This window comes from Pantoea sp. sgz302252 (assembly GCF_042610525.1).
Taxonomy (GTDB): domain Bacteria; phylum Pseudomonadota; class Gammaproteobacteria; order Enterobacterales; family Enterobacteriaceae; genus Erwinia.
The window spans coordinates 367,655-379,091 of record NZ_JBHDVM010000004.1 but is presented as its reverse complement, the minus strand read 5'-3'; the positions used below and the strand labels follow the sequence as shown (position 1 = coordinate 379,091).

11 protein-coding genes and 1 pseudogene are annotated in these 11,437 nt (G+C 54.2%); 1 reads left to right on the top strand and 11 read right to left on the bottom strand.

The window, feature by feature from the left end; all coding sequences use genetic code 11:
* Nucleotides 1-60: 60 nt before the first annotated feature.
* Genes purB through rluE form a run of 5 tightly spaced genes read right to left on the bottom strand, consistent with a single transcriptional unit; the run spans nucleotide 61 to nucleotide 4,425 of the window.
* Nucleotides 61-1,431 carry an adenylosuccinate lyase gene (gene purB / locus ACETPC_RS10130; RefSeq protein WP_380180959.1) on the bottom strand — a complete coding sequence of 457 codons (1,371 nt, stop codon included), beginning with the start codon at nucleotides 1,429-1,431 and terminating at the stop codon, nucleotides 61-63.
* 18 nt (nucleotides 1,432-1,449) lie between these two features.
* On the bottom strand, nucleotides 1,450-2,091 hold the full coding sequence (hflD, locus tag ACETPC_RS10125; protein ID WP_380180958.1) for a high frequency lysogenization protein HflD: 642 nt from the start codon (nucleotides 2,089-2,091) through the stop codon (nucleotides 1,450-1,452).
* 48 nt (nucleotides 2,092-2,139) lie between these two features.
* Complete coding sequence (gene mnmA / locus ACETPC_RS10120) at nucleotides 2,140-3,237, bottom strand: tRNA 2-thiouridine(34) synthase MnmA (RefSeq protein WP_380180956.1); 1,098 nt, start codon at nucleotides 3,235-3,237, stop codon at nucleotides 2,140-2,142.
* Between the two features lie 58 nt (nucleotides 3,238-3,295).
* On the bottom strand, nucleotides 3,296-3,772 hold the full coding sequence (locus tag ACETPC_RS10115) for an NUDIX domain-containing protein (protein ID WP_380180954.1): 477 nt from the start codon (nucleotides 3,770-3,772) through the stop codon (nucleotides 3,296-3,298).
* 20 nt (nucleotides 3,773-3,792) lie between these two features.
* A complete protein-coding gene (rluE, locus tag ACETPC_RS10110) occupies nucleotides 3,793-4,425 on the bottom strand; it encodes a 23S rRNA pseudouridine(2457) synthase RluE (protein WP_380180952.1) in 633 nt (210 codons plus the stop codon).
* Between the two features lie 131 nt (nucleotides 4,426-4,556).
* Here rluE and icd point away from each other — a divergent pair, with 131 nt between their 5' ends.
* The gene (icd, locus tag ACETPC_RS10105) at nucleotides 4,557-5,807 is read left to right on the top strand and encodes an NADP-dependent isocitrate dehydrogenase (protein WP_380180950.1); all 1,251 of its coding nucleotides are present in this window, start codon (nucleotides 4,557-4,559) and stop codon (nucleotides 5,805-5,807) included.
* A gap of 54 nt (nucleotides 5,808-5,861) precedes the next feature.
* Here icd and ACETPC_RS10100 read toward each other — a convergent pair.
* The 6 genes and pseudogenes from ACETPC_RS10100 to ACETPC_RS10075 form a co-directional block, all read right to left on the bottom strand.
* Nucleotides 5,862-6,077 (bottom strand): annotated as a pseudogene (locus ACETPC_RS10100) (hypothetical protein); the annotation flags it as partial.
* Between the two features lie 262 nt (nucleotides 6,078-6,339).
* On the bottom strand, nucleotides 6,340-6,771 hold the full coding sequence (locus ACETPC_RS10095; protein ID WP_380180948.1) for a hypothetical protein: 432 nt from the start codon (nucleotides 6,769-6,771) through the stop codon (nucleotides 6,340-6,342).
* The gene (locus tag ACETPC_RS10090; RefSeq protein WP_380180946.1) at nucleotides 6,768-7,136 is read right to left on the bottom strand and encodes a tlde1 domain-containing protein; all 369 of its coding nucleotides are present in this window, start codon (nucleotides 7,134-7,136) and stop codon (nucleotides 6,768-6,770) included. The genes ACETPC_RS10095 and ACETPC_RS10090 overlap by 4 nt, the downstream gene beginning before the upstream one ends.
* Nucleotides 7,137-7,522: 386 nt before the next feature.
* Nucleotides 7,523-8,593, bottom strand: coding sequence for a catabolic alanine racemase DadX (dadX, locus tag ACETPC_RS10085; protein ID WP_380180944.1), 1,071 nt, complete (start codon nucleotides 8,591-8,593; stop codon nucleotides 7,523-7,525).
* Between the two features lie 10 nt (nucleotides 8,594-8,603).
* Nucleotides 8,604-9,911, bottom strand: a complete 1,308-nt coding sequence (locus ACETPC_RS10080) for a D-amino acid dehydrogenase (RefSeq protein ID WP_380180942.1) — start codon at nucleotides 9,909-9,911, stop codon at nucleotides 8,604-8,606.
* Between the two features lie 29 nt (nucleotides 9,912-9,940).
* Nucleotides 9,941-11,437, bottom strand: a complete 1,497-nt coding sequence (locus ACETPC_RS10075; protein ID WP_380180940.1) for a CoA-acylating methylmalonate-semialdehyde dehydrogenase — start codon at nucleotides 11,435-11,437, stop codon at nucleotides 9,941-9,943.

The following is an 11,437-nucleotide window of genomic DNA, read 5'->3' as shown; positions in this document are numbered from 1 at the left end:
GACTTGCGTCGGCCTGAATGGAGTATGGCAGGTTGTAAAACAAAAGAAAAATGCCAAAAATTACGGGAGTTCGTCCACCATTTGTACCGCGCGGCCCAGATAGTTGGCTGGCGTCATCAGCTTAAGGCGGGTTTTTTCCTCTTCCGGCAGTTCCAGGCCGTCAATAAAGGCTTTCATGCCTGCCGCATCCACGCGCTTGCCGCGGGTCAGCTCTTTCAGCTTCTCGTAAGGCTTCTCAATGCCGTAGCGGCGCATCACGGTCTGAATCGGCTCTGCCAGTACTTCCCAGTTGTGATCCAGCTCGTCCAGCAGGCGCTCGCGGTTAACTTCCAGCTTGGAAACGCCCTTCAGCGTGGCCTGATAGGCGATCAGCGCGTAGCCCATACCGACGCCCAGGTTACGCAGCACGGTAGAATCGGTCAGATCGCGCTGCCAGCGGGAAACAGGCAGCTTGCTGGCCAGATGCTGCATCACGGCGTTTGCCAGGCCCAGGTTGCCTTCGGAGTTTTCAAAGTCGATTGGGTTGACCTTGTGCGGCATGGTAGAAGAACCGATTTCGCCTGCGATAGTCTTTTGTTTGAAGTGGTTCAGCGCAATGTAGCCCCACACATCGCGGTCGAAGTCGATCAGGATGGTGTTAAAGCGCGCGATGCAGTCGAACATTTCGGCAATGTAGTCGTGCGGCTCGATCTGCGTGGTGTACGGGTTCCAGGTAATACCCAGCGAAGTCACAAAGCTCTCGCTCACCTGATGCCAGTCTACTTCCGGATAAGCGGCGATGTGAGCGTTATAGTTGCCGACCGCGCCGTTGATTTTACCCAGCACCTCGATGCGCTCCAGCTGGCGTAGCTGGCGCTCGAAACGGTAGGCAACGTTAGCCATCTCTTTACCCAGCGTGGAAGGCGTGGCTGGCTGGCCGTGGGTGCGGGAAAGCAGCGGAATATCGCGATACTGCACCGCCAGATCTTTTACGGCGGCGATGATTTTATGCCAGTAAGGCAGGATAACCTCACGGCGTGCGGTTTCCAGCATCAGCGCGTGGGAGAGGTTATTGATATCTTCAGAAGTACAGGCGAAGTGGATGAATTCCGATACGGCATGCAGCGCGGCGACGGGCTCAACCTTTTCCTTCAGGAAATATTCGACTGCTTTGACATCATGGTTAGTGGTGCGCTCAATGGTTTTGATGCGGGCCGCATCTTCTTCGCTGAAATTAGCAACAATTGCATCAAGGTAAGCGTTTGCGTCGGCATCAAATGCAGGAACTTCCCTGATCTCTGCGCAGGCGGCCAGTTTTTGCAGCCAGCGTACTTCCACCTCGACGCGGAATTTCAGCAGGCCAAATTCGCTGAAAATAGCGCGCAGCGGGCTGACTTTGTCGCCATAACGACCATCGATCGGGGAGACGGCAGTCAGAGAGGATAATTCCATCAGTGTAACTCCTGAAGATTAAAGAGATTGGGGACAACGGGATAAAATTTGCTTCGCCTCGTTTACCAGGCGACTGCGGGAAAACATCAGCTGCAGGCGGCCACCGCCGACCTGCTGCCAGAGCACGGCGGCACGGATGCCGGTCAGCAGCGCGGCGCGCACCTTGCTCTGGATTTGCGAATTCTGCAATACGGCGGGCGAGCCGGTAACCTGAATACGCGGGCCAAGCGGGCTGATCACATCCACATAGATGGCGGCCATGGCGCTTAGCAGCGTATCGGATTCTAAATCGTAATGCACCAGCTGGCGATCCAGCTGCGCGATGCGCTTCGACAGATCGTCCAGCGCGGTTTTGCTGGCGCTCAGCTTGCGCTCCAGCACCATCATACTCAGGGTATAGCGGGTCAGCTCTGCGCCCGCGCCGTGGCGGCTGCTGCTGTTCAGTACCGCGATCAGCGTCTCCAGCCCGAAGTGCAGGTTCTCCTCTTTGCCGCCGTAAACCGCCAGGGTGGAAGAGGGATTCAAATCGATGACGCTCTGCAGCGACACTTTCAGCGACTCGGGTGGGCAATGGCCCTGATGCGCCAGCTGCTGCACCAGATGCGCCGCCTGGCAGATGCCCGCGAGGGCCAGCGTAATATCGTAATAATTTTTCGCCACGGTAACTCCTGTATACGTCGCCGGACGGTCAGCCGCCCGGCTTAACCCTTAAAGCGGCAGACGCTCTTCAATGATGCCGCCGCCCAGGCAGACTTCGCCCTGATAAAACACCGCGGACTGGCCCGGCGTAACGGCGGCCACCGGCTCGTCAAAACGTACTTCCAGGCGATCTTCGCCCAGCGGCGTGACCGTGCAGGGAATATCCGTCTGGCGATAGCGGGTTTTCACCGTGCAGCGGAACGGCGCGGTAATTTGCTCGCGATCGACCAAATGCAGCTGCTGGGCGATGAGCCCGACCGACATCAGGCGTGGATGGTCGTGACCCTGCGCCACCACCAGCAGATTATTCGCCACGTCTTTATCCACCACGTACCACGGCTCTTCGCTGCCTTCTTTGGTGCCGCCGATGCCCAGCCCTTTGCGCTGGCCGAGCGTGTGGTACATCAGGCCCTGATGCTCGCCAACCACTTCGCCTTCCGTGCTGACGATACGGCCAGGCTGTGCTGGCAGGTAGCGTCCAAGGAAGTCGCGGAATTTACGCTCGCCGATAAAGCAGATGCCGGTGGAGTCTTTTTTCTTTGCCGTGACCAGCTCCAGCTCTTCGGCGATGCGGCGCACTTCCGGCTTGGCCAGCTCGCCAACCGGGAACAGGCTCTGCGCTATCTGCTCATGGCCCAGCGTATAGAGGAAGTAGCTCTGATCTTTATTGTCATCCAGGCCGCGCAGCAGCTGGCTTTTGCCATTGACATCCTGACGGCGGACATAGTGGCCGGTGGCAATGAAGTCCGCGCCTAAATCTTCCGCTGCGAACTCCAGAAAGGCTTTAAATTTGATCTCTTTGTTGCAGAGAATATCGGGGTTGGGCGTGCGCCCGGCCTTGTACTCTTCCAGGAAATGCTCGAACACATTGTCCCAGTATTCCGCCGCAAAGTTCACGGTGTGCAGATGAATGCCCAGCTTGTCGCAAACCGCCTGCGCATCCGCTAAATCTTCCGCTGCGGTACAGTACTCCTCACCGTCGTCCTCCTCCCAGTTCTTCATAAACAGGCCTTCGACCTGATAGCCCTGTTGCAGCAGCAACCAGGCGGAAACGGAGGAATCTACGCCGCCGGACATACCGACGATCACTTTTTTCTGACTTGACATGAGAAGTACCCGACTTTGAGTTGCAGTTAAAGGCTGCACTTTAAAATTGCGGCGTAGTCTACCACGCGTCGGCGGCGGGCGCATCCTCGCTAAAAGGCCACTGGAACGCGCTCAGCAGCGCAAGCGGATAGCGTTCGCCCTGCTGATAGATGCGCAGGCTTTCGGCAACCAGCGGAGAACGCAGCTTTTTCGCGCCGATAATCTCTTCTGGCGGCAGCCACAGCGCGCGATCGATATCGCGATCCTGAGGATAAGTGGGCAGCATTTTCGGTAAATCCAGCGCGAACAAAAAGCGCAGGAAAGGAGTATTGTCCGGCGCTATCCACTGGTGAAGGCGCAAAAACGCCTGAGGCACGGCTTCAATACCTGTTTCCTCATAGAGTTCGCGCGCGGCGGCCTGCAGCAAAGTTTCATTGGCTTCAAGATGGCCCGCAGGCTGGTTCCAGGTGGCGCGGCCACGCACCATTTCTTCCACCACCAGAAACTGGCCCTCTGCCTGAACTACGGTTGCTACGGTAACGTGCGGTTTAAACATGCTGACTCCTTGCTGTTGGCTCAGCCAGAGAAATCGGCGGTAACGTCGCGCCACTCTCCCGGCAATAAATTTTGCAGCTCTGTTTTCCCCATCGCAAAACGGATTAGCCGTAGCGTAGGGAAACCAATATGCGCGGTCATACGCCGCACCTGGCGATTGCGGCCTTCAAATAAGGTAATTTTCAGCCAGCTGGTGGGGATAGCCTTGCGCTCGCGGATGGGCGGGTTGCGCGGCCAGACCCACGCGGGTTCAGCGACGAATTCTACGCCCGCTGGCAGAGTAGGGCCATCTTTCAGATTAACGCCATCGCGCAGCGGTTGAATATCGCTCTCCTGCGGCGCGCCCTCAACCTGGACATAGTAGATTTTACCGGTACGTTTGCCCGGCTGGGTCAGTTTCGCCTGGAGCGCGCCGTCGTTGGTCAGCACCATCAGCCCTTCGCTGTCGCGGTCCAGGCGACCAGCGGCATAAACGCCGCTAACCGGAATATAGTCTTTTAGCGTGCTGCGGCCCGCTTCGTCGCTGAACTGCGGCAGTACGTCAAAAGGTTTGTTAAAAACGATAACACGCCTGGGCTCGCGGTCGGCGGGTTTTGCGCCGCGCGGCGGGCTGAATCGTTTAAGGCGGTGATTATTAACGGAAGATTTACGCATAGTCTTTGCACTTGTTCACAATGGGCGCATTATAACCCAAAGCGGTGAAGATTGGCGCGGCGTGAATATTCGAGTAGTATTGACGCGCATCTTACAAATCATTAACAAAAAAGCGCTCGAAGGAGAGGTTAATGGAAAGCAAAGTAGTTGTTCCGGCGGAAGGTCAGAAAATCACCCTGGATCAGGGCAAGCTGAACGTCCCAAACAATCCAATCATCCCTTTTATTGAAGGCGACGGCATTGGGGTAGACGTTTCTCCCGTGATGATCAAGGTGGTCGATGCCGCCGTGCAGAAAGCTTATAACGGTGAGCGTAAAATTTCCTGGATGGAAATTTATACCGGTGAGAAGTCAGTAGAGCTGTACGGCCAGGACGTCTGGCTGCCGCAAGAAACCCTGGATTTAATCAAAGAGTACCGTGTGGCGATTAAAGGCCCACTGACCACGCCAGTTGGCGGCGGTATTCGCTCCCTGAACGTGGCCCTGCGCCAGCAGCTGGATCTCTACATTTGCCTGCGCCCGGTACGTTACTACACCGGCACCCCAAGCCCGGTTAAGCGTCCTGAAGATACCGATATGGTGATCTTCCGCGAAAACTCCGAAGATATCTATGCCGGTATCGAGTGGAAAGCCGGTACGCCGGAAGCGGACAAAGTCATTAAATTCCTGCGCGACGAAATGGGCGTGAAAAAAATTCGCTTCCCTGAGCAGTGCGGCATCGGCGTGAAGCCATGCTCGGAAGAGGGCACCAAACGCCTGGTACGCGCGGCTATCGAATACGCTATCACCAACGATCGCGATTCCGTGACCCTGGTGCACAAAGGCAACATCATGAAGTTCACCGAAGGCGCTTTCAAAGACTGGGGCTACCAGCTGGCGAAAGAAGAGTTTGGCGGCGAACTGATTGACGGCGGCCCGTGGCTGAAGATCAAAAACCCGAACACCGGCAAAGAGATCGTAGTAAAAGACGTGATCGCCGATGCGTTCCTGCAGCAGATCCTGCTGCGTCCGGCAGAATATGACGTTATCGCCTGTATGAACCTGAACGGCGACTACATCTCCGACGCCCTGGCGGCGCAGGTTGGCGGCATCGGTATCGCGCCTGGCGCTAACATCGGCGACGAATGCGCGCTGTTCGAAGCAACCCACGGCACCGCGCCTAAGTATGCGGGTCAGGATAAAGTGAACCCAGGTTCCGTAATCCTCTCTGCAGAAATGATGCTGCGCCATATGGGCTGGTTCGAAGCCGCAGACCTGATTGTTAAAGGTATGGAAGGCGCCATCGCGGCCAAAACCGTAACCTATGACTTCGAACGTCTGATGGACGGCGCTAAGCTGCTGAAATCTTCAGAGTTTGGCGATGCCATGATTAGCCATATGTAAGCTGATTTTTTGCAATATGTAGCCAACATAAGATGTTAATTTTATGTTGGCTTTTTAAATTCTAACCGCTTTCCCCAAAACCCTTCCCCAAAACAGTCTAAAAAATGAACATCTAAAAACGATAATCATCCAGTCTTTCCCACGAGCATCGTTATATTTACCAGTCATTTTTTGTGATTTATGGCCCAGAAGTTTCTGTGTATCTACTCTCTGCTCACGATAAAGGCGCTCTGATAAAGAACGCTGTTGGTGAAAAGTTGGCGCTGCTCCCTCTGCCATGTTAACAGCTTCACCGGGAAGGAAGTGGTTCCTGCGTGCGCGGCTATAAACGCATGCCTGCCAGCAGTGTATACCGTGCTATTTCTATGCTGCTGCCAGAATTAACCCGGTCATCATGATCACGAAACTGGAAACCGTTTTTCGAAAAGCCTGTGGTGAAATGTGAAGCGGAAGAAAGCCACGCTGATGCACAATTTAGAAAAGTGACGCGTTGATGTTAAGAAGCCCCTGTGTGCTGACACAGGGGCAACAATCAGAACTCACGTTTGACAATAACATAGCCGTTGAATTCTACATTGCATTCATAATCATTCGCAATTGTAGAGACAAGGAAAATATCCTCTTTCCCCTCTTTGTCTTTAAAAATAAACTTAATTATGAGGTTTACTGGGTTAGCCTTTGAATATATCTCCTTATATTTGTTTACTGACAAGCTGCTATCGGCCTCATAAGTTCTTTCTGCATAATATTGCGATAAAACTTCAGAAACCGGTTCATTGAATAGCAATTCAGTTTTAGTGCTTCCGGTATCAATACTCTCAAGGTTGATATGCATTTTCTCACGCATTTCATCCATCATTGCTATGCTTGTACTGGATATGGGAGATTTGCAATTGTTGTCGAGTACCTGAGCTGCAAATGAGCAGGTGCAAAAAAAAGCAAGAAACAGGAGGAAATATTTCATTCAACGATTAGCTCCTTGTCACCTGATTGCCAAATACGTTCACGAAATTTTGGATCAAGCACAATGCAGCCATTTGATGCTGTACCAGGTTTTGTCTTGCTATCACCATGAATTAGAAAACCGCTGCGGCCACACATGCTATTATTTTTGTCTGGTTCCAGTCGCAGTGTAAATAAACCTGCTTTTTTATGGGTAAATGGGACACCTACAATTCTATATTTTCCCCTGGGTAAGGGGCCTTGTTCTTTCAGACATTCATACTCAGGATTATCTTTATAGCCCGGCGCGCCAGCATATCGCGCCCTAAACTCATAGACACCGTTATGTTTAAACGTTTTAAGCATTACATTGTAAGTCCATGACATTGTTACTCTCCTTGTTTAAATCCAACAATAAATTAAAGCGTATAACATGGACACTTAAGCGAATCTTCTTATATGTTTCCACAGGAACTTAATAAAATATGAGTGAAGCATAATCCAAATCAAAAAAATGTTGCTTTTGCATAGAAGTGGCGTACTGTCTCTACAGAATAGGATTTCTGTGCATGCACCACTTACGAATTATGAACCTCGCGTCGGCGAGGTTTTTTTATTATCTGCGGAATGGGCGACTGGTGGATGTTGATAGCAACCACCAGCTATTCGCCCGTTGTTGTAATCAAAGGAAAACCGTGGAACAACGCTTTAGCCCTAAAGCAATGTGAGCCTGTCAAATAAGGCCTGTCTGAATTATAAAGGATGCAGACCGTTTATCTGGTACTTTTCCCAACCCGGGATGTAACAGCGCTAAGTAATTCATATCCCAGGGTACCCGCATAACCGGCGACTGTATCAACCGCGACATTTTTCCCCCACAGCTCTACCGGGCTGCCCGTATCTGCATGCGGGCAAGCCGTCAGGTCTACAGCGATCATATCCATTGATACCGTGCCCAGCGTCTGCGTCAACACGCCTTCAACCATCACAGGCGTGCCGGTCGGCGCATGGCGCGGATAGCCATCCGCATAACCGCAGGCAACAATGCCGATGCGCTGCTCGCCGCCTGCACGGTAACGGCCGCTGTAGCCGACCCGATGTCCCGCATACAGCTGCTGGACGGCGATGATCTCACTGCGCAGCGTCATTACCGGCTGCAAACCGCTCCTGGCAATATCCTGCCATTTACCGCTCGGCGATGCGCCATATAACACGATGCCTGGCCGCACCCAGTCAGCTTGCGTCTGAGGATGCCACAGGATAGCCGCCGAGTTTGCCAGGCAGCGCGGAACCCGCATTGTTTGAGAAAATTCGTCAAGCAAACTCATTGGTTCAGCAACGCCTTCTGCGTTATCCGCGTTGGCAAAATGCGTCATCAGGGCGATCTCGCCAATATTAGGGTTGGCGCTGGCTTCGAGCCAGGCAGCCTGTAGCCGATCGGGCGCAAAGCCCAGGCGGTTCATACCGGAATTGACCTTGAGATAGATATCAACCGGCTGTTTTAGCCGCGCATTCGCAATAGACGCTAACTGCCAGAAACTGTGCACGACGGTGGTCAGTTGATAGCGGTCAACCAGCGCTAAATCGTCTGGCTCAAAGAAGCCTTCCAGCAGCAGAATCGGGCCTTCCCAGCCCAGTTCGCGTAGCTGGATTGCCTCGGCAAAGTCGAGCAGGGCAAAGCCATCAGTTGCCTGTAAACCGGTATAAGCATTGCCAACACCATGGCCGTAAGCATTGGCTTTGATCACTGACCAGATTTTTGCCGTTCCGGCGGTATTGCGTATTACGTTGAGATTGTTACGCAGCGCAGCGAGATCGATCTCGGCGCGAATTGGGCGCGGCATCTGTTTCTCCCTATTCCGTCACGATATCGTTAAATATCTGGCCTGTGCCGCCGTGATAGCGCGCAACGGCTAAATCGCTGAAGGGGATGGCAGGCGTCTGGCCGGAAATCAGATCGGCAATTAATTGTCCTGAACCGCAGGCCATCGTCCAGCCCAGCGTGCCATGCCCGGTATTGAGATAAAGATTTTTGAACCTCGTAGCACCAACAATCGGCGTGCCGTCCGGCGTCATTGGGCGCATGCCGGTCCAGAAGCTGGCTTGCGCTACGTTACCACTACGGGGATAGAGGTCATTAACCACCATTTCCAGCGTCTTGCGTCGCGCCTGTTTCAGGTCGGTATTGAAACCGACAATTTCCGCCATACCGCCTACGCGGATGCGATCCTCGAAGCGCGTTACCGCCACTTTATAGGTTTCATCCAGAATAGTTGAGACTGGCGCATAACGGGCATCAGTAATGGGAATGGTTAGCGAGTAGCCTTTCAGCGGATAAACCGGGATCGGCACCAAACCTTTCAGCAGTTGCGTGGACCAGGAACCGCAAGCGACGATATAACGATCGGCGGTCATCACCTCGTTGCCGCACTGCACGCCGGTAATGCGTTCGTCATCATCAAGCAAACGATCGACTGCGCGGTTATAGATAAAGGTCACGCCTGCTGCTTTTGCCCGCAGCGCCAGCTTTTTAGTGAACATCTGGCAGTCGCCAGTTTCATCATTGGGCAACCGCAATCCGCCGGTCAGCTTGTGCGCCACGGCCGCCAGTGCCGGTTCAGCCTGCGCCAACTGATGCGGTTGCAGCAGTTCATAGGGCACGCCTGCCTCTTTCAGGACGGCAATATCCTGCGCCGCATGCTCAAACTGCGCCGCGCTGCGAAAAAGCTGTAAAGTGCCGCCCTGGCGTTCATGATAATGAATACCGGTATCACGCCGGAGTTCACGCAGGCAGTCGCGGCTGTATTCGGCGATGCGCACCATACGCGCTTTATTGGTGGCATAGCTGGCATCGTTACAGTTTTTCAGCATCTGCCACATCCACTGTAGCTGGAACAACGAACCGTCGGCACGGATTGCCAGCGGCGCATGTCTTTGAAACATCCACTTAACGGCCTTGAGCGGAATGCCCGGTGCCGCCCACGGCGTGGCGTAACCGGGAGAAATTTGCCCGGCATTACCCGCGCTGGTCTCTTCGGCCGCATCCGCCTGGCGGTCGACCACCGTTACTTCATGCCCGGCCTTTGCGAGGTACCAGGCGCTGGTAACACCGACCACGCCGCTGCCTAAAATCAAAACTTTCATCTGGCGTACTCCGTGCATGGGCGGCCTGAGAAAGCGCCGCCAGCTGATTAGTGACTGCCGGGAAAGGCAAACTGCGCGGCTTCCTGGGCTTTCTGTTTTGGCCAGCGCTGAGTAATAGTTTTGCGACGCGTATAAAAACGCACGCCATCCGGCCCGTAAGCATGCAGGTCGCCAAACAGCGAACGTTTCCAGCCGCCAAAACTGTGAAAGGCAACCGGTACCGGCAGCGGTACATTTACGCCAACCATGCCAACCTCAATCTCGTTGCCAAAGGTGCGCGCGGCATCACCATCGCGGGTAAAGATGCAGGTGCCGTTGCCGTATTCATGCTCATTAATCAGCGCGATAGCCTGATCCAGCGAATTCACACGCACCACACACAGCACCGGGCCAAAGATCTCTTCTTTATAGATGCGCATTTCCGGCGTGACGCGATCAAACAGGCAGCCGCCGATGAAATAGCCATTCTCGTAGCCGCTTACGGAAAGCTTCCGTCCGTCGATTACCAGCTCGGCGCCCGCAGCGACGCCCTCATCAACATAGCCAGTCACTTTGGCCTTATGCGCAGCAGTGACCAGCGGCCCCATATCCAGACCGCACTCTGTGCCTGCACCGACTTTTAGCGCGGTAATTTTTGGGGTGAGTTTAGCGATCAGCGCATCGGCTATTGCATCACCCACACAAACCGCTACGGAGATGGCCATGCAGCGTTCGCCGCAGGATCCATAAGCCGCGCCCATCAGTGCGCTGACTGCGTTATCAAGATCGGCATCCGGCATCACTACCGCATGGTTTTTCGCGCCGCCCAGCGCCTGCACGCGCTTGCCGCGTTTAGTGCCTTCGCTATAAATGTATTCAGCAATCGGCGTGGAGCCGACGAAGCTGATGGCTTTGACATCCGGACTTTCGATCAATGCATCCACCGCTTCTTTGTCGCCATTGACCACGTTTAACACGCCCGCAGGTAAACCGGCCTGCTGGAACAGAGAGGCGATCAGTAGCGTGGAGCTTGGGTCGCGCTCGGAGGGCTTGAGGACAAAAGTATTGCCACAGGCAATCGCCAGCGGATACATCCACAGCGGCACCATGGCGGGGAAATTGAAGGGTGTAATGCCCGCCACAACGCCAACGGCGCGAAAATCACTCCATGAATCGATATCAGGCCCGGCATTGCGACTGTATTCACCTTTTAACAGCTCCGGCGCGGCGCTGGCATATTCGACGTTTTCAATACCGCGCTTCAGTTCTCCGGCGGCATCTTCCAGCGTTTTACCGTGCTCTTCGCTAATTAGCTGGACGATCTCTTTTTCATTCGCTTCCAGCAGCTGTTTAAAGCGGAATAAAACCTGCGCGCGTTTCGCTGGCGGCAGATTGCGCCAGGCGGGCAGCGCAGCTTTCGCCGCAGCAATCGCTTCCTGCACGGTGGCGACGCTTGCCAGCTCTACCTGGCGGATAGCTTCGCCAGTGGCGGGGTTAAACACGCTGGCGGTGCGGCCATCAGGCTGACGCATCTTGCCGTTGATCAGATGGGTGATAATGGTCAT